Genomic DNA, 24602 nt, shown 5'->3' with positions numbered 1-24602 from the left:
CCAGCAGGATCGCGCCCGCCGCATCGTAGCGGGTGGTGCGGCCCGCGTCGCACGCCCTGGCTACGGCATAGACATAGGCGCGCGCGCTGTTGAGCGCGACATACATGTCGGCGATCTTGGCCTGCATCAGCTGGAAAGCGCCGATCGGTTTGCCGAACTGCTGGCGTTCGCGGATATAGGGTAGCACGACGTCGAGGCAGGCCTGCATGATGCCAAGCTGGATGCCCGCCAGCACGGTGCGCTCATAGTCCAGGCCCGACATCAGCACGCCCGCGCCACCGTTCAGCGGACCCATGATATTCTCTTCGGGCACTTCGCAATCGTCGAACACCAGCTCGGCGGTCGGCGATCCGCGCATCCCGACCTTGTCGATCTTTTGCCCGATCGAGAAGCCGGGCATGGATTTTTCGATGAGGAAGGTGGTGATCCCCTTGGAGCCTTCAGCCGTGCGGGCATAGACGACCAGCGTGTCGGCTTCCGCCGCGTTGGTGATCCAGAATTTGGTGCCGTTCAGAATATAGCGGTCGCCCTTTTTGTCGGCGCGCAGCTTCATGGCCATGACGTCCGACCCGGCGCCCGCTTCGGACATGGCGAGCGAACCGACATGCTCACCGGAGATGAGTTTGGGAAGGTAGCGCGCCTTTTGCTCTGCATTGCCCCAGCGGCGGATCTGATTGACGCAGAGGTTGGAGTGGGCACCATAGCTGAGACCTATGGAGGCGGATATGCGGGCGACCTCCTCCTGCGCGACGACATGCTCCAGATAGCCAAGACCCAGGCCGCCGTCAGCCTCATCGACCGTGATGCCGTGAAGGCCGAGCGCGCCCATTTCGGGCCAGAGGGTGCGGGGGAACCAGTCCTCCGCATCGATCCGGGTCGCCAGCGGGGCGATACGGTCATCAGCGAAGCGGCGCGTGGTGTCGCGGATCATGTCCGCAGTTTCGCCCAGGGCAAAATCGAAATCGGTCATCGGCATCTCTCCATTACGCCTATCCTAGCGGCTGGAATGCCAAGAGAAAAATTGAAAGGACGGGCGCAACTGTATAGTCTGCATCTATGATCGAACGCTATCTGCTGCGCTATTTCCTGGCCGTGGTCGACCAGGGCAATTTCTCCCGCGCGGCGGCGCATTGCCATGTGTCGCAACCGACCCTGTCGGTGGGTATCGCCAAGCTGGAGCAGAGCGTCGGCGCGCCGCTGTTCCTGCGCAGCAACCAGCGGGTCGAGCTGACCGGTGCGGGCGCGCGGTTGCTGGGCCATGCGCGGCGGATCGAGCGGGAGTTCAACCTGGCCGAGCAGGCGGGCGCGCGGTCGGCGCAGGTCGCGCCGTTGCGCATCGGCCTGCTGACCAGCATCCCCGGCGCACTGGTGGCGCAGGCGGTGGCGGCCTGCCCGCCCGGCGACGCGCAGGCGCTGGAGCTGGTGCCGGGAACCGAGCGCGAGTTGCTGGCGCGGCTGGACGCGGAACGGATCGACGTGGCGCTGACGTTGGTGCGCGACGGGGCGGATCGCTATGCGGCGCGGCCGATTGTGCAGGAAGGCTATGGCCTGGCCCTGCCCGCCAGCCACGCGCTGGCAGGACAGGCAACGATCGCGGCGGAGGAGCTGGCGGGCGAGGTGATGATCGTGCGCCGCCATTGCGAGGCGCTGTCGGCGACCAGCCGCTATTTCGTCGATCGCGGCGTGCGCCCGCATTTCGCCTTTCGCGCGACCAATGACGAACGGGTGATGCAGATGGTCGCGGCGGGGCTGGGCGTGACAGTGATGCCGATGGGCTATGGCTGGCCGGGCATGGCGCGCGCGGCGCTGAAGGATTTTGGCGAGCGGCGCACGGTCGGGTTGCTGTTCAGCCCGCGCGCACAGGGATTGAGCCGGGCGTTGCCGCCGATCCTGATGGCGCTGGAAGCGATAGTGGCCGATAAGCCACATGGTCCTAAAGACAGGTGACCCGACCGATTGTGCGCCAACACGCGCCATGCTAATTGTATTCCCAGGACACAATTTAACGATGTTCGGTTCCAGGGAGAGACGCTTTGAAAGCATCCATCAACGCGCGCGTCACGTGCGCCTTGTTCGCATCGGTTTCCGGCATCGGGCTGACGCCCCTTGTTCAGGCGCAAACCGACGGCATGGACATCATCGTCACCGCGCAGAAACGCAGCCAGTCCTTGCAGGACGTCAGCGTCGCGGTGTCCGCGGTCAGCGGGGATCAGCTGGCCAATGCCGGGGTCAGCAATTTGCAGGACATCCAGCAGCTGGTGCCATCGGTCACCTTCGGCAATGATTTCAACCAGGCCAAAGTGTTCATTCGCGGCGTCGGTGCCAATACCTCGACGACCGGGTCCAGCACCGGCGTCGCGCTGCATGTCGATGGCGCCTATGTCGCCCGTGCCGAAGCGCAGCTGACATCGCTGTTCGATCTGGAGCGGGTCGAAGTGCTGCGCGGACCGCAGGGCAGCCTCTATGGCCGCAATGCCGTGGGCGGTTCGATCAACCTGATCACCGCCAAGCCGACCGCAGATTTCGCCGGCTATGCGCGCATGGGCTATGGCAATTACAATGCCATGACCGCCGAAGCCGCCGTCGGCGGCCCGATCGCCGATGCCATCCGCTTCCGTCTGGCTGGCAAGGTCGAGGCGCGGGACGGCTATGGCGGCAACCCGTTCAAGGGCGGCAGCGATGTCGATGACCTGTTCCGCTACATGGTGCGCGGGCAGGTCCATCTGATCGCGTCGGACAAGGTGGATTTCCTGCTGTCGGGCGAATATTTCCGCCAGAATGACAATAGCGGCGCGGTCCATTATCGCGGCCCCGCCTTTCCCGGCGTCCCCCGGCTGGCCCCGACCGGCACGGGCGGTTTTGCAACCAACCCGCGCGATCTGGGCAGCGACGAACCGCCCTCTGTCGATACCAAAAGCTATTCGGTCACCGGCACGCTCAACATCGAGCTGAGCGACGCTTTCAGCATCGGCAACATCACCAATTATCGCGATTTCAAGACGCAGCTCATTCAGTATCTCGATGGATCGGCGCTGGTCGCGACCCTGCCCAACTCGACGTCGGTGCAGGTCCGCACCATCGACGCGCAGCAATTCAGCAACGAGCTGCAATTCAAATATGACAGCGCCATCGTGAAGGGCGTGGTTGGCCTTTATTATTTCCACGAGCGGCAGCGTCCGCGCGATCAGGTGGGCCTGAGTTCGACCAACGATCTGGCGTCCAATATTACCGTGCTGGCGACTCGGCCCACCTTCGTCGACAATGTTGCAGCGCCCGTGGGTTCGGTGACGCTGGCCGAAGCGCTGGCGATGTGCAACTTCCCCGCCGGGACATCACCCAACCGCGTCTGCCTGAAATCCAGCCTTGGCACCCGCGCCTATGCCGCCTTCGGGCAGCTCAATTTCGACATGGGCGAGGCGTTTGGTCTCAATGGCGTGTCGCTGAAACTGGGCGGCCGCTACAGCCATGAAAAGGTGGACAGCGCCAACCCGTCGATCATCCTGACCGCCAATGGCAACCCCGCCGTGGCGCAGGTGCGCAAGACGACGGTTGCGGGCACCTACCGCGAAAAGACGTTCAAGGATTTCACCCCGGAAATCGGCCTGCAATGGCAGCCCAACCGCGACCTGCTGCTCTATTATACCTATTCCGAAGGCTTCAAGGCCGGATCGGGCGAGAATGCGGCAGGCAGTACCACGATCGTGCGGCCGGAAAAAATGAAGAACCACGAGCTGGGTATCAAGGCGGAACTGCTCGACCGGCGCTTGCAGATCAATCTGGCCGCCTATCATTACAAGCTGGACGATTTGCAGATCAACAAGACGATCGGCGGCGGTCCTGCGGGCTTTACCACCATCTTTGAAAATGCGGCCAAGACGTCGGCGACCGGCGTGGAAGCGGACCTGATGGCCCGTCCGGTCGATGGCGTGCGCCTGCGCGGTTCGGTCTCCTACACCGACAGCAAATATGACGACTTCATCACCGTCGATCCGCTGAACCCGGTCAACGTCGCGCAGGCGGGGCAGCCCGCCTATAATCCGGTGACCAATCCCGATCCGACCGCGTTCGGCGCGCCATGCGGCCCCGGTGCGCTCAACGCCAATGCGCCGTGCAACATCCAGCTGGCGGGCAACCCCACGCGCAATTCGCCGACATGGGCCTATAGTGCAGGGATTGAGGTGGACCTGCCGGTCCTGACCGAGACGGGGACGCTGACGCTGAGCGGCGATATGTCGGGCAAGAGCAATGTCTATTTCACCGAGTTCAAGCGGCTGGTGGAAGGCACGCGCGCCTATACGATGTTCGACGCATCGCTGCGCTGGATCGACCGGACGGACACGGTGACGGCATCGCTGTGGATCAAGAATATCAACAACACGCTGCGCGAAAGCAGCACCTTTGCGATCTCCACCGGCCGCATCATCGGCGTCACCTACCTGCCGCCGCGCACCTATGGCGCGACGCTGGGTTACAAATTCTGATCAAGCGGCCCGCGCCGGGGCGAGAGGCTCCGGCGCGGGCAAGCGTATGAAGCGTTGAATTTGGGAGAATCCGGCGGTCAGGGCCGGAAAATGGTGCCGCTTACAGGACTCGAACCTGTGACCCCCGCATTACGAATGCGATGCTCTACCAACTGAGCTAAAGCGGCGTTGCGGCGGGCAGATAACAGTGGTTGGGCCGGAGGACAAGCGGGCAATTGCATTGTCGGGTCGGTCTTTTTGCAGGCAGCGCGGCGGACGGGGCGTTGATCGGCACCATCTTTACGGCAAATTTACCATCCGGTGCCACTGTCGAGTCCCAAAGAGGTAGAATTTGCCTGAAATAGGGACCGACCGGATGGACACTCTGCGGGGGCATGACGTCGCCAACGACCAGGACGACTTCGATTATGTCGAGGATGCGGCGATCGACGCACCGCTGACGGTGGTGTCGGACGAACGACGGATGCAGGTGCGCGCCTATAATTATTGGGCGTCGCTGCTGGGTGACCGTGCGCTGCCATCGATCGAGGATCTGGCGCCTGATCAGCTGGAGGATTTTGGCCCGCACAGCGTGTTGCTGGATTTTTCCACCGGTCTCGACAATCCGGCCATCGTCTATCTGGGCACCGCCTTGCGGCAGGAGTGCGAGATTGACGGGAGCATCGGCTATATCAACGATGTGCCTGCGCGATCGCTGCTGTCGCGGCTGACCGACCATTATCTCCAGATCGTCGCCAATGCCGCGCCGATCGGATTTGAAGCGGAATTCGTCAACCAGCGCGATGCGGAGATATTGTATCGCGGCATATTGATGCCCTTTTCGTCCGATGACGAGACGATCGATTTCGTGTTCGGCGTGATCAACTGGAAGGAACTGGCCAGCCGCGACGAACGGCAGGCGCTGGAAATGGAGGTCAGCGCAGCGCTGGCCAACGCCATGCCGACGCAAACGGATGTACCGGTATGGGCCGATGGTCCGGCGGGCGGCGAGACGGTCGATCCTGCTCCCCTGCCCCCTGCCGTGCCTACGCCCGTCGCCTCGTTCGACGAAGAACCGCTGGACCTGTCCGGCATGGAAAGCCCGACCGAGGACGCACCGCTGGCCGACTGGCTGGCGCTGGCGCGCGACGGCGCCGATCAGGTCCGCACCAGCGAGGCGCGCAGCCATGCCGCGCTCTATCGCGCGATTGGCCTGGCCTATGATTTCGCGCTGGTGGCGCAGGTCCGGCCCGACGACTATGCAGAACTGCTGGCCGATTGCGGCATCAAGGTGCAGGCGCGCAGCCCGATGACCGCGATCATCAAGCTGGTTTTCGGCGCCGCATATGACAAAACCCGGATCACCGAATATGCGACCGCGCTCGACCATGGCTGGGCCTTGGGCCTGGGCGTGGGCATGTTGGCCGACCATCTGTCGGCCTATGCCGGCGGCCTCAAGGCGTTGGTGCGCGACGAGCGGGCGCTGCGCCGGGCCGAAGCCCCGTCGCGCCCGGACAAGCGCGAAAATGCCCGCAGCGCGATGAAGGCCGCCACCGCGATCGATCCGCAAGCGCTGGCCACCGATGCGGACGGGCTGGCGATCGTTGTGGCACGGCGCGAGCCGGACGGGACGCTGGTAATGGTCGCGGCTTTGCCCGAAGGCTCGGACCTGGCGCAACGGGTGATCCTGGCCGCTGCACGCTAGGTCAAGGCGGCGCTTGACGCGCTGAAATAATCGCCCGCGGGGCGCGCGACCCGCGACAATCTGGTGTTGGGATCGGGCAGCGCCGGCATTGACGGCGCGCATCTGCTGACGCCGATGGCCTATTTCCTGTCGCTGGGCGTGTCGGCCAAGCAGACGCCGATGAACATCCTGGCGCGGCTGAACGTCAATGGTCAGGGCATTTCGGTGTCGAAAGACTATATGGCGGCCAAGGCCGGGATCAATGCCGCGTCGATGAAGGACGTGATCGCGCAGCGCAAGGGCGCGGGCAAGAAGATCGCCATGGTCATGACCTTCCCCGGCGGCACCCATGATTTGTGGCTGCGCTACTGGCTGGCGGCGGGCGGGATCAACCCCGATGTCGATGAAGCCGTGCTGCTGGCCGACCGCGTCGTCATGATGACCAACGGCCCGGCCGCGCGCATTGGCGAGGATCATGCCGTTGCCATGGCCCGCCCGCGCGATCGGCTCAAGGCGCTCGACATGGCCGAATATGCCGCCGCGCGTCATGCGGTGGTGCATTTCCTGCACGAACGCTATCGCAACCCGACGGTCGGCCGCGCCGCCTGATCCATGCGACATAAGGGGGCGCGGCGAGCATTTGCCGCGCCCTTTTGGCCGGGATAGCCGCATATCCCCCCTTGCCACCACCGGCAAAGCGCGCCAATCAGCGGCGCAACGGGGATAAAGAGGATAGCGGGCCAATGAGCTATTATGACGTGTTGATCGTGGGCGCAGGCCATGCGGGGGCGCAGGCGGCGATTTCCCTGCGCCAGTCGGGCTTTGAAGGCTCGGTCGCGATGATCGGCGACGAAAAGGACCCGCCCTATGAGCGTCCGCCGCTGTCCAAGGAATATTTTGCGGGCGACAAGAGCTTCGACCGCATCCTGATCCGCCCGGCCACCTTCTGGCCCGAACGCAATATCGACATGCTGCTTGGCCGCCGGGTCAAGAGCGTCGATGCGGTCGGCAAGTTCGTAACCGCAGGTGACGAGGAAATCGGCTATGGCAAGCTGATCTGGTGCACCGGCGGCAACCCCCGGATGCTGACCTGCAATGGCGCGGACGCCGCCAATGTCCATGCCGTGCGCCGCCGCGACGATGTCGATGCGATGATGGCGAAGATCGACAGCATCAACCATGTGACGATCATCGGCGGTGGCTATATCGGGCTGGAGGCGGCCGCCGTCCTGTCCAAATTCGGCAAGAAAGTCGTGCTCCTGGAAGCGCTCGACCGGGTGCTGGCGCGGGTCGCGGGTGAGGAATTGTCGCGCTTCTACGAAGCCGAGCATCGCGCCCATGGCGTGGACCTGCGCACCGGCGCGCGGATGGACTGTGTCGAGGTGACCGACGGTAAGGCGACCGCCGTGCTGATGGCCGATGGTGAGCGGATCGCCACCGACATGGTGATCGTGGGCATCGGCATCATCCCCGAAACCGGCCCGCTGATCGCGGCTGGCGCTGCGGGTGGCAATGGCGTGGACGTGGATGAATATTGCCGCACCAGCCTGCCCGACATCTATGCCGTGGGCGATTGCGCCGCGCACGCCAACCGCTTTGCCGGTGGCGCGCAGATGCGGGTGGAATCGGTGCAGAACGCCAATGACCAGGCCAAGACCGCCGTGGCGCACATCATGGGCAAGGAAGAAGCCTATGACGCGGTGCCATGGTTCTGGTCGAACCAATATGATCTGAAACTCCAGACCGTGGGCCTTTCGACCGGCTATGATCAGGCGATCCTGCGCGGCGACCCGGCGGCGCGCAGCTTTTCCGTCGTCTATCTGAAGGGCGGCAAGGTGATCGCGCTCGATTGCGTCAACATGGTCAAGGATTATGTCCAGGGCCGCGCCCATGTATTGTCCGGCGCGGTGCTGGATCAGGCGCAACTGGCCGACGCCAGCGTGCCGTTGAAGGAAGTCGGGCTGGCTTAAGCGCTTAATCCTCTCCCCTTTGGGGGAGGGAATTTGCATCAGATTTTTCGTTGTCCCTCCGACGTCATGCTGAATTTATTTCAGCATCCATCGTGCCCCAAAATCCGCCGCTTGGGACGAGAAATGGATCCTGAAATAAATTCAGGATGACGATGAAGGAAGGGGCGGTTTCATATGCGATAAACCTGTCTTTTGGCGGAGATCACTGGGGAGGATTATGGAGCATCCCCTACCCCCGAAAACTGGCCTTCATCGCCAGTTCCCACGGCCCACCGCGATAATGCCAGGCGGCAAGCCCGGCAATGACGAACGGGCGGGGCTGGAAATCGGCGCGCAAAGCCTGCGCCAGCGCCTTGGCCTCCGCCGCCTTCACCTTGTTCTGGACGGTGACATGCAGACGCGGCCGGGCCTGATCCTGCGGGGTCAAAAGCCCGGTGAAGGCGTCGGCCATTTCATCGCGCATCGCCATGAGATCCGGGCTGTCGATCCGGTAGGCCACCCCCTGCCCCAGCAGCATGACGTCGCTCAGCCGTGCGACCGGTGCGCGGCCCCGGCACAGCGCCTTGATCCGGTCCCCTACCTCCCCCAATGCAGAGGGCGGCAGATGGTGGAACAGGGTGATGTGCGCGGACAGCATATTGCGTTCTGGCGGGAAATGCGCGCGGCGCAGTCCATCCGCCCAGGCAAAGTCCGCCGCGCCCATCAAGGCGCTGACGATAATCGGCGCACTCACCCGGCAGGATGCGCCTTCAGCCAGTCCAGCACCGGTTCGGGCATGGTTTCGCCATAGGGATCTTCATCTGCGCCAATGTCGTTGATCCCCGGTTCCTCGAACCAGCCGACGATCTTGCCGTCGTCCACCACCATCGCATAACGCCAGCTGCGGTCGCCAAAGCCGAGATGATTTTTCTTGATCAGCATCCCCATGCGACGGGTGAAGTCGCCCGACCCGTCGGGCAACAGCTTGACCTTCTGCAACCCCAGTTGCTTGCCCCACTGAAACATGACGAAGGCGTCGTTGACCGATATGCAATAGACATCGTCCACGCCCAGCGCCTTGAAATCATCATAGCTGCGCTCGAATGCCGGGCATTGTTCGGTCGAACAGGTCGGGGTGAAGGCGCCGGGGAGTGAAAACACCACCACCCGCCTGCCCGCGAACAGATCGCCAGTCTGGACGTCCTGCCAGCGAAACGGGTTCGGCCCCTCCACGCTCTCGTCGCGCACGCGAGTCTTGAGGATTACATTCGGTACGGATCGTCCCAGCATGGTTCATGTCCTTAATGGTCTCGCCGCTTCCGCGCGGTCTGCAACAAGTATATGATCGGTCAACGGCGGCCCTGCAACGGGACACGCCATAAGAGGGAGGGATTGGATCATGAACATATCACGATATTTCACCATCATTGTCATCATATTGCTGCTGTGGAACCTGATGGGGCTGGCTGCCTTCGTCATGCAATATACCGCCGACCTGACCGAATTGGCCAAGAGCGATCCGACCACCGCGCAGGCGTTCGCGACCATGCCGTCATGGGTCTGGATCGCTTACGCCATTGCCGTGGGCGCAGGCACGCTGGGGGCGATCCTGCTGCTGATGAAAAAGGCCGCCGCCGCGACCCTGTTCCTGATTTCGCTCATCGCGGTGATCGTGCAGTTCGGCTACACCTTCCTTGGCACCGATCTGCTGGCGGTAAAGGGACCGTCCGTGCTGGCCTTCCCCGCCTTCATCGTCGTGATGGCCATCGTGCAACTCCTCTATGCCCGCAATCTGGTGGGCAAGGGCGTGCTGCGCTGACTTGGAGCGGTTGATCCGATTGGAAATCGCTTGAGCGCCAGCGCGGGAAGCCGCAGGAAAGGACTGGTCCCATGCCGACACCGCGTTCTTTCCTGGCCATCGGTCTTGCCGCGCTGGCGTGGAATTTGCTGGGCGATATGTCCTTCGCCGCCCAATATGCGATGGACATGGATGCCCTCGCCAGAACCGCGCCCGATAGAGCGCGGGTCTATGGCCAGATGCCCGGCTGGGTCTGGGTGGTATTCGGGGTCGCCGTGGGCGCGGGCACATTGGGGGCGGTGTTGCTGCTGTTGAAGAAGGCGCTGGCGGTGCCTGTCTATGCGCTGTCGCTGGCGGCGATCATCCTGTTGTTTGCACAGAATTTCCTGGCGACCGACATGCTGGCGGTCGAGGGATGGGACGCGGTGCTGGTGCCTGCGCTGATCTTCGTCGCCGGGGTTGCGCAACTGCTGTACGCGCGGGCGATGAAGGCCAGAGGGGTGTTGGGGTAAACCGCCGTCATCCCGGACTTGATCCGGGATCGAGGCTAGCCCGCGCTGCCCAATGATGCCCTCGATCCTGACATTAGCTACGCTGCCCTTCGGGTCGTCAGGATGACGGTGGCGTTACAGTTCCCCCCGCGCGCGCCTGATCTCGAACCATTTGCGCACATTTTCATTATGCTGCTGGTAGGTATCGGCAAAGATATGCCCGCCCTTGCCGTCCGCGACGAAATAGAGTGCCTTGGTCTGCGCCGGATGGAGCACGGCGGCGATCGACAGTCGACCCGGATTGGCGATCGGCCCCTTGGGCAGGCCAACCATCGCATAGGTATTGTAATCGTTCACCGCCGCGATTTCCGATTTGCGGATGCGACGGCCCAGCGGCTTGCCGCGCGTGATCGGGTAGATGATCGTGGGATCAGCCTGCAGCATCATATTGGTGCGCAGCCGGTTGCCATAGACGCCCGCGACCATCTGCCGTTCGGACGGTAGGGCCGTTTCCTTTTCGACGATGCTGGCCAGGATGATCGCCTCTCGCGGGCTCTTGGCGACCGTGTTCGGCGCGCGTTCGGCCCATAGCTTGGCCAGTTCCTTGGTCATCGCCGCCTGCATCCGCGCCAGCACCGCCGCACGGCGCTCACCCTTGTCGAAGGCGTAGCTGTCGGGAAGCACGCTGCCCTCCTCCGGCACCGGGATGTCGCCGGTCAGTTGGTCGTTCGCCATCAGCCGCTCATGCACCAGGATCGACGGCATGCCTTCGGGGATGGTGATCAGACGGGTGAGCGTCTTGCCGCCCTGCAGGATCGAGAGGATATCGCTGTTGCTGGCACCGGCGGGGATGACGAACTCGCCCGCCTTGATCGACGTGCCGCCACCAAATATCTTCGCCCGCGTCAGGAAAGCGTCCGCCGACAGCACCGCGCCCGAACGCTTGAGCAGCACCGCCGCATCCGACAGCGTCGCCCCGTCCGGCACGACGATGCTGATATCCTGTTTCGCCGGGCCTTGCTCGGTCCAGCCCACCACGAAGCGGAAGGCGATGAAGGCCGCAACGGCCAGGCCGACAGCCAAGATGATACAGCCAAGCCGTCGCATGGAAATGGCCTCAGAGCGCCTTCATGATCAGCGAGGCGTTGGTACCGCCAAAGCCGAACGAGTTGTTCAGCACCGCGCGCACCTTGCGCTGCTTGGCGACGTGGGGGACCAGGTCGACGCCCTTGCAGCTTTCGCTCGGTTCATCCAGGTTCAGCGTCGGCGGCACGATGCCGTCGCGCATGGCGAGGATGCAGAAGATGCTTTCCACCGCGCCCGCGCCGCCCAGCAAATGGCCGATCGCCGACTTGGTCGAGCTCATCGACATGGCGCTGATCTGATCGCCGAACAGCTTGCGCACCGCGCCCAGCTCCAGTTCGTCGCCCAGCGGGGTCGACGTGCCATGGGCATTCACATAGTCGATATCTTCAAGGCTGAGGCCCGACTTTTTGAGCGCCATCGCCATCGAACGGAACGCGCCGGAGCCTTCGGGATGCGGCGCGGTGACGTGATAGGCGTCGCCCGACAGGCCATAGCCCAGCACTTCGGCATAGATTTTCGCGCCGCGCGCCTTGGCCCGTTCATATTCCTCCAGCACGACCACGCCCGCGCCCTCGCCCATGACGAAGCCGTCGCGGTTGACGTCATAGGGGCGGCTGGCGCGGGTCGGATCGTCGTTGAAGCCGGTGCTGAGCGCGCGCGCCTGCGAGAAGCCGGCGATGCCGATCGGGCAGATCGCGCTTTCCGCGCCGCCCGCCAGCATCACGTCGGCATCGTCCATCGCGATCATCCGCGCGGCGTCGCCGATCGAATGGGCGCCGGTCGAACAAGCGGTAACAACAGCATGGTTAGGCCCCATCAGGCCATATTTGATGCTGACCTGGCCGGAGATCAGGTTGATCAGGCGACCATGGACGAAGTGCGGGCTGACCCGGCTTGGCCCCTTGTTCGCCAGCACCAGCGATTCGCTTTCGATGCCCGGCAGGCCGCCAATGCCCGACCCGATCGAGCAACCGGCGCGCAGCCGCTCCGTCTCGGTCATGTTGAGCAGGCCCGCATCCTTGAGCGCTTCGCTCGCCGCCGCGATGCCGAACACGATGAACAGGTCGACCTGGCGCTGGACCTTATGATCCACCTCCAGATTGGCGTCGAAGCCATACTCATGGTCCTTGGGCTTCACTTCGCAGGCGATGCGGCACTTATAGTCGGTGGGGTCGAACCGGGTGATCGTCGCCGCGCCGGATTTGGACGCGATGATGTTCTTCCACGTGGTTTCGACATCTCCGCCAAGCGGGGTCACCATGCCAAGACCGGTTACGACGACACGACGCATATGCTAGCTCCGAAATTCCTTGTTGGCGCCTGGCTGTTCCTTAGCCGCTTGTGTGGCGGTTGTGAACGGCGCGCCAGATACGAAAAGGCTCCCCACACCCCGGAATCACCGGACAGGAGGAGCCGTTTCTCTCAACGCATTACCGGCCCGCCGCCCCTGGGGGCAGGCCGCAAAGCGCCTTACTGCTTGCTGTCGATATAATCGATCGCATCCTTGACGGTGCCGATCTTTTCAGCCGCATCGTCAGGGATTTCGACGCCGAATTCTTCCTCGAACGCCATCACCAGCTCGACGATGTCGAGGCTGTCAGCGCCCAGATCGTCGATGAAGCTCGCATCCTCGGTCACCTTTTCGGCTTCAACGCCCAGATGCTCGACGACGATTTTCTTTACGCGATCCGCGGTCTCACTCATGAGTGGTCCTTCTTACTGGGTATCGTTGGTGGTTCTGAATAACTGTTAAGGCAGCCCTAGTGCCAAGCGCCGATACAGGCAAGAGGCAAGGCCGCCAAGCCCCCACATTCGCGCCAGGCCATGATTCCGCAACAAAATAGCGCCAATCGGGCCATGGCAACGCTTCATTTACCAAAATTTCAGCGGCTTGTGCGAAGGATTGGGCCATGATCATGCCGCCAGCCACCGACCGCTTCATCACCCGTGCGCGTGTCCGGCTGACCGCGATGCTGGTTCTGGCAGCGACGATCATCGGCCTTTGCACGCTATTTGCCATGGCGCATGGCACGGTGGATTCGCTCGGACGGCCGCTGGGCACCGATTTTTCCAACGTCTGGACCGCAGGACAGATGGCCGATCATGGTCGCGCGCCGGATGCGTGGGACTGGCCCACGCAGCACGCGGTGCAGAAGCAGGTCCATCATAATGACGCCATCCCCTTTTACGGCTGGCATTATCCCCCGCCCTTCCTGATCATCGCGACGCTGCTGGCGCAATTTCCCTATGTCGCGGCGCTGCTGATCTGGCAGGGATTGAGCCTGACGCTGGTGGTGACGCTGGTGCGGCGCATCCTGCCCGATGATCGCGACGCGATACTGGTCGCGCTGGGCGCACCGGTGGTGCTGGTGTGCCTGGGCCATGGCCAGAACGCCTTTCTGACCGCCAGCCTGCTGGGTGCGGGGATGTTGCTGCTCGACCGGCGACCATGGGTCGCGGGCATATTGCTCGGCGCTCTGGTCTATAAGCCGCAATTTGCCGTGCTGATCCCGGTGCTGATCCTGGCGCGCGGCAATATGCGCGCCTTCCTGTCGGCCGGGCTTACGGCCACGGCTTTGTGCCTGCTGACGCTGGCGATCTGGGGCTGGCCGGTGTGGCAGGCGTTTATCGATTCCCTGCCGCTGACCCAGCATATCATCATAGAGGCAGGCGCGACTGGCTGGGAGAAGATCCAAAGCCCGTTCGCCGCGATCCGCCAATGGGGCGGCTCCATTGCTGTCGCCTATGCGGTGCAGGCGATCATATCCGCGCTCGCCATCGCGGCGGCGGCGCTGGTCGCCCGGCGCGGGTCCATGGCGGTGCGCGGCGCAGCAGCCTTGAGCGCGGCTTTGCTCTGCACGCCCTATGTGCTGGACTATGATTTCGTGCTGCTGGGCGTCGCGATCGCTTTCATGGCGGCGGACATGGCCGCGCGGGGCACGCTGCGCTGGGAGCCGACATGGCTGGCCTATGCTTGGATCGCGCCACTGTTTGGCCGGGCTGTGTCGGAAATGACTTTGATCCCCGTCAACCTGATCGCTGCCATTGCCGTGCTGGTACTGGCGAGCCGGCGCGCCATCCTGCTGGATGGCGCGCTCGCTGGCATCAGATCATGGCCATTCCGCCGTTCACATGCAGCGTCTGGCCGTTGACATAGCCAGCTTCCTTGCTCGCCAGATAGACGACCGCTGCGCCAATATCATCGCCATCGCCCAGATCGCCCGCCGGGATTTTCTGGAGGATCGCGCCCTTTTGCGCGTCATTGAGCGCGTCGGTCATGGCCGATCGGATGAAGCCGGGCGCGACGCAGTTGACGGTGATGCCCCGGCTGGCCAGTTCCTGACCCAGCGACTTGGACATGCCGATGATGCCCGCCTTCGACGCGCAATAGTTGGACTGGCCCGGATTACCGGTGACGCCCACGACTGACGTGATCGAGATGATGCGGCCAAAGCGCGCCTTCATCATCGGCTTGGCCGCCGCACGGCAGAGGCGAAACGCGGCCTCCAGATTGATCGCGATCACGCTCGACCATTCCTCATCCTTCATCCGCAGGATCAGATTGTCGCGGGTCACCCCGGCATTGTTGACGAGGATGTCGATCTTGCCCAGCGCTTCCACCGCCTGCGGCACCAGCGCATCGACCGATGCCGGATCGCTGAGATTGCAAACGATGGTCTTGTGATCCCCACCCAGTTCGGTCGCGAACGCCTTGAGCTTATCCTCATTGCTGCCCGAAAGCGCGAGCGTTGCCCCCTGCGCGGCCAATGCCTTCGCAATGGAAGAGCCAATCCCCCCCGAAGCGCCGGTCACCAGCGCGGTCATGCCTGTCAGATCGAACATGTCAGTCTCCCTTGAATGTCGGCGGGCGGCGGTCGAAGAAGGCGTTGATTGCCTCGTCATGGTCTGCCGTCGCATGGGCGAGCGCCTGCATCGCGCCTGCCATTTCCAATATGTGTGAAAGCTCCGCCGTCTGCGCCGCGCGCAGCAGGCGCTTGGTCATGCGGGTCGCATGGGGCGGGTTGGCGGCGATGGCGTCAGCCTGTTGGCGCGCGGTGGCCATCAAATCCTCGTCCGGCACCACATCGCTCACCAGACCGATGCGCAGCGCTTCGGCGGCGTCGATCGTCTCGCCGGTCAGCGACAATTGCGCGGCCTTGGAGAAACCAACGATGCGCGGCAACAGCCATGCCCCGCCATCACCCGACACCAGGCCGAGCTTCACGAAACTTTCGGCAAAACGCGCCGACTGGCCCGCAATCCGCACGTCGCACATCAGGCTCAGGTCCATCCCCGCACCGATCGCCGGGCCGTTGACCGCCGCGATCACCGGCAGTTCGATCGCCTGGAACAGCAACGGCAGGCGCTGGATACCCGCACGATAATTGCGCCGCGTCTGCGCGGGCATCCCGGCACGCAAACCGCCCGCGTCGGGCCGCATCGCGTTCAGATCACCACCCGACGAAAAGGCGCTGCCCGCCCCGGTCAGTATGGCGACATGGACCGATATGTCCCGATCCGCCTGATCGAACACCGCACACAGCGCATCGACCATCGCCGGGTCCGAAATCGGGTTGCGCCGGTCGGGCTGGTTCAGCGTGACCGTCAGCACCGGCCCGTCGCGCTGCGTGAGGACAGAGGCGTCGCTCACATCGATCCCAGCGCAGCTTCGATGTCGTCCATCGTCACGACGCTGCGTATGGTCGCGTCGGGCGCGATGCGCTTGACCATCGGACCCAGCACCTTGCCGCCCAGTTCGACGAATTCGGTGACACCCGCTTCCCACATCGCGGCCACGGATTCGCGCCAGCGCACCCGGCCCGTCACCTGTTCGACCAGCCGCGCGCGGATGTCATCGGGGTCGGCAATCGGCGCAGCCAGCACATTGGCATAGACCGGCAGCAGCGGCGGGTTGATGGTCGCATCGGCGAGCGCAAGCGCCATGACGTCAGCGGCGGGCTGCATCAGCGGGCAATGGAAGGGCGCCGATACCGGCAACAGCACGCCGCGCTTGATGCCATGGTTCTTCACCATCGCCACGGCCCGCTCGATCGCGCCGCGATGGCCGGAAATCACAACCTGGCTTGGGTCATTATCGTTGGCGACGGTGCAGACCTCCCCCTCCGCCGCCGCGTCGGCCAGCGCCTGCGCCTTCTCTATATCGGCCCCCAACAGAGCCGCCATCGCGCCTTCGCCCACCGGCACCGCTTCCTGCATGGCGTAACCGCGCCGCTTGAGCAGGCGCGCAGTCGTGCCAAGGTCGAACGCTTCGGCCGCGCACAGGGCGCTATATTCGCCCAGACTATGGCCAGCGACATAATCGCCCTTGTCGCTCAGCGAAAAGCCGCCTTCGCGCTGCATCACCCGCAGCGTGGCGATGGCGTTGGCCATGATCGCCGGCTGGGCATTTTCGGTCAGGGTCAGGTCGCTCTCTGGCCCTTCGATCATGATGCGGAACAAATTTTGTTTCAGCGCGTCATCGACTTCCTGAAACAGTTCACGCGCGGCGGGACTGGCATCGGCCAGCGCCTTGCCCATGCCGACAGACTGGCTGCCCTGCCCCGGAAATAGAAAAGCCCGCATTCGTCATCCCCTGACCCAAGCGCTGTAAAAAAGCGCGTAATTTCAATGGTGTTACACTTTGAGACATAAATGGCATTGAGGCATACACATGACTGCGGCAGGCAGGCATCCGACACCCTGCCCCCTTTGCCGGGGGACTGAATGACGGCCCCTTTAACGATGACGGAGTGCAAGGAAAAGGTGCGATATCGCATTGTCTGGATGACGGGATCGGCGCTTGCCCTCTCCGCCTGCGCAGCGGGGCCGGACTATCGCGCGCCGCAACCTGCCGCGCTCGGCGTCCCCGCCGCCTATGATCAGGGTGGCGGCGCACCTGTCAGCGACGCAGAGCTTGCCCAATGGTGGACGCGCCTCAACGATCCCGCTCTGTCCGCGCTGATCGACACCGCCGTCACCGCCAATCTCGACGTCGTTCAGGCGCAGGCGCGGTTGCGGCAGGCGCGGGAATCGCTGGTTCAGGCCAATGCGTCCTTCCTGCCACAGATCAGCGGATCGGGCAGCGGCGGCAAAAATTACCGCAGTCAGGCGGGCGGCACCCGAACCGACAGCAGCGGCAATGTCATCAGCCTTGGCTCCAGCAACTGGTCGAGCAGCTATTCGGCAAACGCCAACGCCAGCTGGCAAATCGACCTGTTCGGCGAATTGTCGCGCAGCGCCGAAGCGGCACGCGCGGACCTTACCGCATCGGGCTATGATCTGGCGACGGTGCGGATGACGATCATATCCGAACTCGTCACTAACTATGTGCAGGCGCGGCTGGCGCAGGAGCAGTTGCGCGTCGCCCGCGACAGTCGGCAGGTGCAGCAGGATAATTATGACATTGCCCGCTGGCGGTTGCAGGCGGGGCTTGTCTCGTCGCTCGACGAGCAGCAGGCGCGCGCGCAACTGGCGCAGACCAGCGCATCCATCCCGCAGATCGAGGCCAGCCTGCGCGGCAGCCTGAACCGCATAGCCGTCCTGACGGGCCAGGCACCGGGGGCCGCGACCCGTGCGCTCGAAACCCCCGCCCCCATTCCCACCGCCGCGATCGACATCACCACCGGCATCCCCGCCGACACGCTGCGCCAGCGGCCCGATGTGCGGAGCGCCGAGCGCTCGCTCGCCGCCGCCACTGCGCGGATCGGCGTGGCGCAGGCGCAGCTTTACCCCTCGCTCGGCATCAGCGGCAATATCGGCACCACCTCCAATGCGTTCAGCGACCTGTTCAGCCTGATCACCGGTGGCGTGTTCGCCAATGTCGCGCAGACCATCTTCGACGGCGGCCGCCTCGCCTCGCAGGTGCGCGCGCAGAAGGCGGCCACCGACGGCGCCTTCGCGGCCTATAAGCAAAGCGTGCTGGGTGCGCTGGAGGATGTCGAGAACGCCATGGCGTCGCTGACCAGCGCGCGGTTGCGTAAGGCGGAGTTCGCCACCGCTTATGACGCGTCGAACAATGCCGCCATCCTGGCGCGTAGCCAGTATCAGGCGGGCCTGACCGACTTCCAGACGCTGTCCAGCAGCGAATCCACCCTTTTGAACGCGCGCAACAGCCTGGCTGGCGCGCGGTCGGACGAAATCCTTGCCCTCGCCCAGCTCTACAATGCGCTGGGTGGCGGCTGGCAGAGCATGGAAAGCCGCCCAGAATGAGCAATGATACCACCACCGATCCGGCTCTGGACGCATTTCTGGGCGCGAAACCGGCCAGGCCATGGCGCAAATGGGCGGTGCGCGGCGCGATCGGCGTCGGTTTGCTCCTGCTCGTGCTGCTCGTCAGCCGCTGTTTCGTGGGTGAGGATCAGCCCAATTTCGCCACGCGCGAAGTGCGCAAGGGCGACCTGACGGTCAGCGTATCGGCGACCGGCAATCTGAAACCCGTCAATCAGGTCGATGTCGGGTCTGAGCAATCGGGCAAGATCACCGCCGTCTATGTCGATGTGAACGACCGGGTGGTGAAGGGCCAGCGGCTGGCCGAACTCGATACGCGCCGTCTGGTCGACACGGTGAACCAGAACCGGGCGCAGGTCTCCGCGTCACAGGCGCAGGTCGCACAGGCCCAGGCGCAGGTCGCGCTGGCCAAGGCGACGCTCGACCGGCAGCTTAATGTATTCCAGCTGTCGGGCGGCAAAGTGCCTGCCAAGACCGAGATCGATTCGGCCCGCGCCAATTATGAAGGCGCGCTTGCCACGTTGCGATCGGCACAGGCGCAGGTGGACGTATCACGCGCGCAATTATCCTCGGCCCAGACCAACCTGACGATCGCCCAGATCGTGTCTCCGGTGAACGGCGTGGTCCTGTCGCGGGACATCGAACCGGGCCAGACCGTCGCGGCATCGCTCAACGCCCCGGTACTGTTCACCCTGGCCGAAGATCTGACCCAGATGGAGGTCGAGGTGTCGGTAGACGAAGCCGATGTGGGCCAGGTGAAGGACGGCCAGAGCGCGACCTTCGCCGTCGATGCCTTCCCCGGCCGCAGCTTCCCGGCAAAGGTCACGCGGGTCAATGTCGGGTCGAACAGCGCCAGCACATCCTCCTCCACGACCAGTACGACCAGCAGTTCGTCGGGAACCGTCGTTGCCTATACCGCCGTGCTGACCGTGAATAACAGCGACGAGATGCTGCGCCCCGGCATGACCGCGACCGCCGACATCGTGACGCAGGAATTGCATGACGTGCTGCTCGTCCCCAATGCCGCGCTGCGCTTCAAGCCCAGCGCGGGTGCGGCACAGGGTGGCGGTATCACCAGCACGCTGATGCCGCGCCGCCGCGGCAATCGCCCGGCGCGCGAAGTCAGCTTTGGCGCGGGCAGCAGCCAGACCGTCTATGTCGTGGATGCAGAGGGCAAGCCCAAGGCGATCCAGGTCGTGGTCGGCGCCAGCGATGGTTCGCGCACCGTCGTCACGGGCGGCGATCTGAAGCCGGGGATGCGGGTCATCACCGGGCAATTGGCCGCCGGGCAGCAGCCACCGGCCGAAGATCAGGCGCGCAATGGCGCAGACCAGCGCGCCCCGCGCAAGGACAGCGCGCCGCGCAACCCGGCGACGGACGGCACGCCTGCGACCGTGGGCAAGCTGGGCAATTCGGGCGACGCCCCGCCCGAAACCGCGCCCGTGACGGCCAAGCCCTGATCGCCATGAGCGTGGACCCGATCATAACCCTGCGCGGTGTCACCAAAGTCTATGGCAGCGGCGCGACCGAGTTTCAGGCCTTGAAGGGCATTGACCTAGACATTGCGCAGGGCGATTTCGTCGCGGTCATGGGACCGTCCGGCTCCGGCAAATCGACGACGATGAACATATTGGGCTGTCTCGACGTGCCATCGGCGGGCGAATTCCTGTTCAAGGGGCATCATGTTGAAACGCTCGACCGCGACCAGCGCGCGCTGCTGCGCCGCCGCTATCTCGGCTTCGTGTTCCAGGGCTTCAACCTGCTGTCCCGCACCAGCGCGCTGGAGAATGTCGAACTGCCCCTGCTCTATCGCGGCGAGGACAAGCAGACCCGCTACGACATGGGCATGGCCGCGCTCGACAAGGTCGGCCTTAAACAATGGTGGGATCATACCCCCGCCGAACTGTCCGGCGGCCAGCAACAGCGCGTCGCCATAGCCCGCGCCATCGTCACCAGCCCGGACGTCCTGCTGGCCGACGAACCGACCGGCAATCTGGATTCGGAACGGTCGATCGAAATCATGGAATTGCTGACCGACCTCAACAAAAATAGCGGCATCACTGTGCTGATGGTGACGCATGAACCCGACATGGCGGCGTTCGCACGAACCATCGTGCATTTCCGCGACGGGCTGGTCGAGCGGGTCGAGAAGGGGCTGGCGGCGTGAGCCGCGCGCAAGTCAAACCTTCTCCCTTGGGGGAGAAGGATACGCAGCCTTACCCGCGCAGCGGGTTAGGCGAAGTTGGAAGAGGGGGCTGGACACAGCCTTTGGCTCTCCCCCTCTCCCAGCTACGGCTAGGCAGCAAGCTGCCAAGTCTCCGCATCCCTCTCCCCGCTGGGGAGAGGAAAGGATCGTCATGCTAGGCACCACCATCATTCTCGCCTTTCGCGCGATCAACCGGCACAAGCTGCGCAGTTTCCTGACCACGCTGGGGATCATCATTGGCGTGGCCGCCGTCGTCACCATGGTGACGCTGGGCAATGGCGCGACCGCGGCGGTGCGGGAACAGATTAGTTCGCTCGGCGCAAATGTGCTGCAATTGCGTCCTGGCCAGGGCTTTGGCCGTGGCGGTGGCGGGCCGCGTCCGCCCGATTTCAAACCGGCGGACCTCACCGCCATCGAAAGCCAGTTGACCGGCGTGCGCGCCGTCGCGCCCATGGCCCAGTCCAGCGGCACCGCCATTTATGAAGGCAATAACTGGTCCACCACCGTCTATGGTACCACCGCCGCCTATTTCGAGGTGCAAAGCTGGAAGGTCGCCAGCGGCCGCCTGTTCATGCCCGAAGAGGAAGAGGCCGGTCGCCCGGTCTGCATCATCGGCAATACGGTGCGCACCAACCTGTTTCAGGGCGGCGACCCGATCGGCCAGCGGATGCGGATCAAGGGCGTGTCCTGTCAGGTTATCGGCGCGCTGGCGACGCGCGGTCAGGGCGGCTTTGGCGATCAGGACGATGTCGTCGTCATGCCGATCAAGTTCGTCCAGCGCCGCTTCACCGGCAATCGCGACATCAGCCAGATCATGATCGCGGTGGATGACGCCTATGACACGTCGACCGTGCAGAAAAGCCTGGAAGAACTGATGCGCGAACGCCGCCAGATCAAGGCGGGGGGCGAGGATAATTTCAACGTTTTCGACACCAAGCAGATCAGCGACACGCTGACCGGCACCACCACCATCCTGACCCAGATCGTCGGCGCGGTGGCGGCAATATCCCTGCTGGTAGGCGGCATCGGCATCATGAACATCATGCTGGTGTCGGTGACCGAACGCACCCGCGAGATCGGCATCCGCCTTGCCATCGGCGCGGTGGCGGGCGAAGTGTTGATGCAGTTTCTGGTCGAAGCGATCGTGCTGTCCTGCCTGGGCGGGGTGATCGGCCTTTTGCTCGCTCTGCTCGCCTCCTTCGCCATCGCGCCGCTGATGCAGGTGCCCTTCATCTTCGACGTGAAGGTCAATCTCATCGCCTTCGTCTTTTCCGCCGTCATCGGGGTGGTGTTCGGCTATTTCCCCGCCCGCCGCGCCGCCGCGCTCAACCCTATAGACGCGCTGCGGCACGAATAAGCGGCCTTTATTATTTCACGCGGAGGCGCGGAGGGAAAGCGACGCAACCCAAACATCATTCGCCATAGCTGGGTAAAGCCATGGCCTGATCGCGTCGCGGCTCTGCCAAACACTTATTCTCCGCGCCTCCGCATCTCCGCGCGAACCACCTTCCTTCCTCCAAACCTCGCCTTCCTGAACAGTCATTCAGCTTAAATCTCAGCCTGTTACAATTTCCGACACTCTTTGCCCTTCCCCGACACATGGCTGCGACAAGCACCTCCTATCTCTGTTCTCGACGCCGCAGAGGGCGCCCGCAACACGGCAAAGGAGCAATATATGTTCAAGAAAATCCTCATGGCACTGGCCACCACCACCCTGGTCGCCAGCCCGATCATCAGCAGCCAGGCGCAGGCCCAGAGCCCAGGCAATCGCTATGGCCAGCAGCACCGGCAGGAACAGACTCGCACGGTCGTCAAGCAGAAGCCCAACGGTCGCACCGTGGTCAAGCAGCGGACGGTGGTTCGCAAGGATGTGCGCAACAACCGCTATGCCGCATCGAACCATCGCTGGGCCAAGGGCCAGCGCTTCGACCGGCGTCAGGTGAGCAACTATCGCGTGATCAACAATTATCGCGGCTATCGCCTGAACACCCCGCCGCGCGGTTATCAGTGGGTCCAGTCGGGTAACGACGCGCTGCTGATCGCCATCACCAGCGGCCTGATCGGCGCGGTCATCGGCGGCGCGATCCGCTAAGGCGGGCCAGCCGGCACCATGCCCCAGGGATCTCTCCTCCCCTGGGGCATTTTTGCGTTTCCGTACGCCTGATGCAAGTTAAATACGCGATATTACAGCACCGTGCATTTAATCTGAAGCATATCCGGCATGCTTGAAATAGTTCATGCATTCCTCGGGTGTGTACAAGGAGCATATATCGCCCACGGCGCGGACGAGGTCGTCGATGGTGCGGGCCTTGATCCGGCGCAGATGCGCCTTGAGTTTTGAGAACGCCAATTCGATTGGATTGAGGTCAGGGCTGTAGGGCGGCAAGAAGACGAACCACGCGCCGCGCTCCTTGACGATTGCCTTGGCCTTTTCGCTCTTGTGGCTCGAGAGATTGTCGAGGATCACCACGTCACCGGGTTCCAGCGTGGGGGCGAGCTGCGTTTCGACATAGGCTTCGAACAGATCGCGGTTCATGGCGCCGTTGATGACCCACGGTGCAGTCAACCCATCGTGCCGCAGAGCCGCGATGAAAGTGCGGGTGTTGCGATTTCCAAAGGGGGCATGCGCGCGCAACCTCTTCCCCTTCGGGGCGCGACCACGTTGCCGCGTCATATTGGTCGCGGTTGCCGTCTCGTCGATAAACACTAGCTTGTGCGCTTGTTCGCGCATGCGCGGCTGACGCCCGTTACGCCAGTCCCGCCGTTTCGTAGCCACCTCCTGGCGGGTGGCCTCTGTCGCTATCAGCGCCTTTTTTTGTAAGAATAGCCCGCCGCGCACAGCAAACGCGACAGCGTGCTGGGGTGGACTGCAGGGCCACCGTTCGCCTGCAGTTTCGCAACCAGTTCAGGCATGGTGATGTCCGGTTCCACTTTGACCCAGCCACTCAGCCGGTCACGCCAGGCCGCAAGCTTGCCCCCGCCCGCAGGACGGCCTTGCCGACCCGGCTCCAGCGACCCTGTCCTCGCCATGCGTTGGGCCAGACGCACACCCGTGCTCGCGCTGACGCCAAAACGGCGCGCCGCAGCGCGTGCCGACCCTTCCGTCTCGATGCCTCCATACACGCGCTTGCGAAGATCCATCGAATGCGATTTTCCCATCGGCCACCTCCAGCCCGAGAGAATCATAAATCTCGCACCTTGGGAATCGCCCGATTCAATTTTCACGCATCACGCTGTAAGGGATTATCCCGCACAAGTCCCAAGTCCGGGGGGGCAGCATCGGGAACGACCATGTCATTGCATCAAATCATGTATATCAGCACCGTCACCGGGACGGTCACGCCGCAGGAGTGCGCCGCGATCGCGCATGCATCCGCGATTCGCAACCGGCGCGATGATGTGACCGGCCTGTTGCTGTTCAATTCCCGCCGCTTCCTTCAGGTGCTGGAAGGTCCAAAGGACGCCGTCGAGAACATCTTTGCCCGCATCCATGGCGACAGCCGCCATCGCGGCGTGGTCAAACTGCGCGAGGGCATGATCGACACTCGCGAGTTCGGCCGATGGGCCATGGCCTATGACGATCCGCTCCGCCCGTCCGACAGCCTGAAGGATGTGGTCGCCGCTTTGCTGGCCAGCGCCGGTCCTTCGACCCGCGCCCATTTTCTGGGATCGGCGGAGCTGCACCGTCCGACGGCCTGATC

23 protein-coding genes, 1 tRNA gene and 1 pseudogene are annotated in these 24602 nt (G+C 63.7%); 14 read left to right on the top strand and 11 right to left on the bottom strand.

Going from position 1 to position 24602, the window contains the following annotated elements; all coding sequences use genetic code 11:
* Positions 1–970: acyl-CoA dehydrogenase family protein (locus EBBID32_RS02890; RefSeq protein WP_037488385.1), on the bottom strand; the 970-nt coding region annotated here is incomplete at its 3' end.
* Positions 971–1056: 86 nt separating this feature from the next.
* Between EBBID32_RS02890 and EBBID32_RS02885 the strand changes: the two genes are divergently transcribed.
* Together EBBID32_RS02885 and EBBID32_RS02880 are read left to right on the top strand one after the other, a co-directional pair.
* The gene (locus EBBID32_RS02885) at positions 1057–1947 is read left to right on the top strand and encodes a LysR family transcriptional regulator (RefSeq protein WP_006950257.1); all 891 of its coding nucleotides are present in this window, start codon (positions 1057–1059) and stop codon (positions 1945–1947) included.
* 86 nt (positions 1948–2033) lie between these two features.
* The gene (locus EBBID32_RS02880) at positions 2034–4481 is read left to right on the top strand and encodes a TonB-dependent receptor (RefSeq protein WP_006950255.1); all 2448 of its coding nucleotides are present in this window, start codon (positions 2034–2036) and stop codon (positions 4479–4481) included.
* 91 nt (positions 4482–4572) lie between these two features.
* Here the strand turns inward: EBBID32_RS02880 and EBBID32_RS02875 are convergent.
* Positions 4573–4648: transfer RNA gene (locus tag EBBID32_RS02875), tRNA-Thr, on the bottom strand.
* Positions 4649–4836: 188 nt separating this feature from the next.
* Between EBBID32_RS02875 and EBBID32_RS02870 the strand changes: the two genes are divergently transcribed.
* The 3 genes and pseudogenes from EBBID32_RS02870 (at position 4837) to EBBID32_RS02860 (ending at position 8114) form a co-directional block, all read left to right on the top strand.
* On the top strand, positions 4837–6165 hold the full coding sequence (locus EBBID32_RS02870) for a PAS domain-containing protein (RefSeq protein WP_006950251.1): 1329 nt from the start codon (positions 4837–4839) through the stop codon (positions 6163–6165).
* A gap of 48 nt (positions 6166–6213) precedes the next feature.
* Positions 6214–6753 (top strand): annotated as a pseudogene (locus EBBID32_RS24735) (ABC transporter substrate-binding protein); the annotation flags it as partial.
* A 134-nt stretch (positions 6754–6887) separates the two neighbouring features.
* Positions 6888–8114 carry an NAD(P)/FAD-dependent oxidoreductase gene (locus tag EBBID32_RS02860; RefSeq protein ID WP_006950247.1) on the top strand — a complete coding sequence of 409 codons (1227 nt, stop codon included), beginning with the start codon at positions 6888–6890 and terminating at the stop codon, positions 8112–8114.
* 229 nt (positions 8115–8343) lie between these two features.
* Here the strand turns inward: EBBID32_RS02860 and EBBID32_RS02855 are convergent, their stop codons facing one another.
* Together EBBID32_RS02855 and EBBID32_RS02850 are read right to left on the bottom strand one after the other, a co-directional pair.
* The gene (locus tag EBBID32_RS02855) at positions 8344–8847 is read right to left on the bottom strand and encodes a 2'-5' RNA ligase family protein (RefSeq protein ID WP_006950245.1); all 504 of its coding nucleotides are present in this window, start codon (positions 8845–8847) and stop codon (positions 8344–8346) included.
* Positions 8844–9383: a peroxiredoxin gene (locus EBBID32_RS02850; protein ID WP_006950244.1), complete on the bottom strand. Its 540-nt coding sequence runs from the start codon at positions 9381–9383 to the stop codon at positions 8844–8846. Before EBBID32_RS02850 ends, EBBID32_RS02855 begins: the two co-directional genes overlap by 4 nt.
* 109 nt (positions 9384–9492) lie before the next feature.
* Between EBBID32_RS02850 and EBBID32_RS02845 the strand changes: the two genes are divergently transcribed.
* Both EBBID32_RS02845 and EBBID32_RS02840 read left to right on the top strand, forming a co-directional pair.
* The gene (locus EBBID32_RS02845) at positions 9493–9912 is read left to right on the top strand and encodes a hypothetical protein (protein WP_006950243.1); all 420 of its coding nucleotides are present in this window, start codon (positions 9493–9495) and stop codon (positions 9910–9912) included.
* 71 nt (positions 9913–9983) lie between these two features.
* Positions 9984–10403 carry a hypothetical protein gene (locus tag EBBID32_RS02840; protein WP_006950235.1) on the top strand — a complete coding sequence of 140 codons (420 nt, stop codon included), beginning with the start codon at positions 9984–9986 and terminating at the stop codon, positions 10401–10403.
* A 114-nt stretch (positions 10404–10517) separates the two neighbouring features.
* Here the strand turns inward: EBBID32_RS02840 and mltG are convergent, their stop codons facing one another.
* The 3 genes from mltG to EBBID32_RS02825 all read right to left on the bottom strand — a co-directional run bounded on the left by mltG (position 10518) and on the right by EBBID32_RS02825 (position 13172).
* Positions 10518–11489, bottom strand: a complete 972-nt coding sequence (gene mltG / locus EBBID32_RS02835) for an endolytic transglycosylase MltG (RefSeq protein WP_006950229.1) — start codon at positions 11487–11489, stop codon at positions 10518–10520.
* 10 nt (positions 11490–11499) lie between these two features.
* Entirely contained in the window at positions 11500–12759 is a 1260-nt protein-coding gene (fabF, locus tag EBBID32_RS02830; protein ID WP_006950228.1) for a beta-ketoacyl-ACP synthase II, read from the bottom strand.
* Positions 12760–12938: 179 nt separating this feature from the next.
* Positions 12939–13172, bottom strand: coding sequence for an acyl carrier protein (locus tag EBBID32_RS02825; protein ID WP_006950224.1), 234 nt, complete (start codon positions 13170–13172; stop codon positions 12939–12941).
* Positions 13173–13378: 206 nt separating this feature from the next.
* Between EBBID32_RS02825 and EBBID32_RS02820 the strand changes: the two genes are divergently transcribed.
* Positions 13379–14620 carry a glycosyltransferase family 87 protein gene (locus tag EBBID32_RS02820; protein ID WP_006950222.1) on the top strand — a complete coding sequence of 414 codons (1242 nt, stop codon included), beginning with the start codon at positions 13379–13381 and terminating at the stop codon, positions 14618–14620.
* Here EBBID32_RS02820 and fabG read toward each other — a convergent pair.
* The 3 genes from fabG to fabD are packed head-to-tail and all read right to left on the bottom strand — an operon-like array spanning position 14574 to position 17051.
* Entirely contained in the window at positions 14574–15311 is a 738-nt protein-coding gene (gene fabG / locus EBBID32_RS02815; RefSeq protein WP_006950220.1) for a 3-oxoacyl-[acyl-carrier-protein] reductase, read from the bottom strand. The two genes, EBBID32_RS02820 and fabG, sit on opposite strands and share 47 nt — an antisense overlap.
* 1 nt (position 15312) lies before the next feature.
* Entirely contained in the window at positions 15313–16119 is an 807-nt protein-coding gene (locus tag EBBID32_RS02810; protein ID WP_006950218.1) for a crotonase/enoyl-CoA hydratase family protein, read from the bottom strand.
* Entirely contained in the window at positions 16116–17051 is a 936-nt protein-coding gene (fabD, locus tag EBBID32_RS02805; protein ID WP_006950216.1) for an ACP S-malonyltransferase, read from the bottom strand. Before fabD ends, EBBID32_RS02810 begins: the two co-directional genes overlap by 4 nt.
* 159 nt (positions 17052–17210) lie before the next feature.
* On the opposite strand from fabD, the gene EBBID32_RS02800 reads away from it, so the two are divergent.
* The 5 genes from EBBID32_RS02800 to EBBID32_RS02780 all read left to right on the top strand — a co-directional run bounded on the left by EBBID32_RS02800 (position 17211) and on the right by EBBID32_RS02780 (position 22993).
* Positions 17211–18677: an efflux transporter outer membrane subunit gene (locus EBBID32_RS02800; RefSeq protein ID WP_006950214.1), complete on the top strand. Its 1467-nt coding sequence runs from the start codon at positions 17211–17213 to the stop codon at positions 18675–18677.
* A complete protein-coding gene (locus EBBID32_RS02795) occupies positions 18674–20155 on the top strand; it encodes an efflux RND transporter periplasmic adaptor subunit (RefSeq protein ID WP_006950212.1) in 1482 nt (493 codons plus the stop codon). Before EBBID32_RS02800 ends, EBBID32_RS02795 begins: the two co-directional genes overlap by 4 nt.
* A 5-nt stretch (positions 20156–20160) precedes the next feature.
* Entirely contained in the window at positions 20161–20862 is a 702-nt protein-coding gene (locus EBBID32_RS02790) for an ABC transporter ATP-binding protein (protein ID WP_006950211.1), read from the top strand.
* A gap of 190 nt (positions 20863–21052) precedes the next feature.
* A complete protein-coding gene (locus tag EBBID32_RS02785; protein WP_006950209.1) occupies positions 21053–22258 on the top strand; it encodes an ABC transporter permease in 1206 nt (401 codons plus the stop codon).
* Between the two features lie 318 nt (positions 22259–22576).
* Positions 22577–22993 carry an RcnB family protein gene (locus EBBID32_RS02780; RefSeq protein ID WP_006950207.1) on the top strand — a complete coding sequence of 139 codons (417 nt, stop codon included), beginning with the start codon at positions 22577–22579 and terminating at the stop codon, positions 22991–22993.
* Positions 22994–23101: 108 nt separating this feature from the next.
* On the opposite strand, the gene EBBID32_RS23410 is transcribed toward EBBID32_RS02780, so the two are convergent.
* A protein-coding gene (locus tag EBBID32_RS23410) for an IS630 family transposase (RefSeq protein ID WP_440590954.1) occupies positions 23102–24060 on the bottom strand; the annotation gives its coding sequence in 2 pieces (ribosomal slippage) (positions 23102–23716 and positions 23719–24060; 957 coding nt in all).
* A 132-nt stretch (positions 24061–24192) separates the two neighbouring features.
* Between EBBID32_RS23410 and EBBID32_RS02765 the strand changes: the two genes are divergently transcribed.
* Entirely contained in the window at positions 24193–24600 is a 408-nt protein-coding gene (locus tag EBBID32_RS02765) for a BLUF domain-containing protein (protein WP_231382087.1), read from the top strand.
* The last annotated feature ends 2 nt before the right edge of the window (positions 24601–24602 follow it).

The organism is Sphingobium indicum BiD32 (assembly GCF_000382885.1).
Lineage (GTDB): Bacteria > Pseudomonadota > Alphaproteobacteria > Sphingomonadales > Sphingomonadaceae > Sphingobium > Sphingobium japonicum_C.
Note: the sequence above shows the minus strand (reverse complement) of the source record. Positions and strands in the feature narration are given on the sequence as shown.

Bases quoted from the DNA above. Each gene is read 5' to 3' on its own strand.
- EBBID32_RS02885 (WP_006950257.1), top strand. From the start codon at position 1,057: ATGATCGAACGCTATCTGCTGCGCTATTTCCTGGCCGTGGTCGACCAG.
- EBBID32_RS02870 (WP_006950251.1), top strand. From the start codon at position 4,837: ATGGACACTCTGCGGGGGCATGACGTCGCCAACGACCAGGACGACTTC.
- EBBID32_RS02860 (WP_006950247.1), top strand. From the start codon at position 6,888: ATGAGCTATTATGACGTGTTGATCGTGGGCGCAGGCCATGCGGGGGCG.
- EBBID32_RS02850 (WP_006950244.1), bottom strand. From the start codon at position 9,383: ATGCTGGGACGATCCGTACCGAATGTAATCCTCAAGACTCGCGTGCGC.
- EBBID32_RS02845 (WP_006950243.1), top strand. From the start codon at position 9,493: ATGAACATATCACGATATTTCACCATCATTGTCATCATATTGCTGCTG.
- EBBID32_RS02840 (WP_006950235.1), top strand. From the start codon at position 9,984: ATGCCGACACCGCGTTCTTTCCTGGCCATCGGTCTTGCCGCGCTGGCG.
- mltG (WP_006950229.1), bottom strand. From the start codon at position 11,489: ATGCGACGGCTTGGCTGTATCATCTTGGCTGTCGGCCTGGCCGTTGCG.
- fabF (WP_006950228.1), bottom strand. From the start codon at position 12,759: ATGCGTCGTGTCGTCGTAACCGGTCTTGGCATGGTGACCCCGCTTGGC.
- EBBID32_RS02825 (WP_006950224.1), bottom strand. From the start codon at position 13,172: ATGAGTGAGACCGCGGATCGCGTAAAGAAAATCGTCGTCGAGCATCTG.
- EBBID32_RS02820 (WP_006950222.1), top strand. From the start codon at position 13,379: ATGATCATGCCGCCAGCCACCGACCGCTTCATCACCCGTGCGCGTGTC.
- fabG (WP_006950220.1), bottom strand. From the start codon at position 15,311: ATGTTCGATCTGACAGGCATGACCGCGCTGGTGACCGGCGCTTCGGGG.
- fabD (WP_006950216.1), bottom strand. From the start codon at position 17,051: ATGCGGGCTTTTCTATTTCCGGGGCAGGGCAGCCAGTCTGTCGGCATG.
- EBBID32_RS02800 (WP_006950214.1), top strand. From the start codon at position 17,211: ATGACGGAGTGCAAGGAAAAGGTGCGATATCGCATTGTCTGGATGACG.
- EBBID32_RS02795 (WP_006950212.1), top strand. From the start codon at position 18,674: ATGAGCAATGATACCACCACCGATCCGGCTCTGGACGCATTTCTGGGC.
- EBBID32_RS02790 (WP_006950211.1), top strand. From the start codon at position 20,161: ATGAGCGTGGACCCGATCATAACCCTGCGCGGTGTCACCAAAGTCTAT.
- EBBID32_RS02785 (WP_006950209.1), top strand. From the start codon at position 21,053: ATGCTAGGCACCACCATCATTCTCGCCTTTCGCGCGATCAACCGGCAC.
- EBBID32_RS02780 (WP_006950207.1), top strand. From the start codon at position 22,577: ATGTTCAAGAAAATCCTCATGGCACTGGCCACCACCACCCTGGTCGCC.
- EBBID32_RS02765 (WP_231382087.1), top strand. From the start codon at position 24,193: ATGTCATTGCATCAAATCATGTATATCAGCACCGTCACCGGGACGGTC.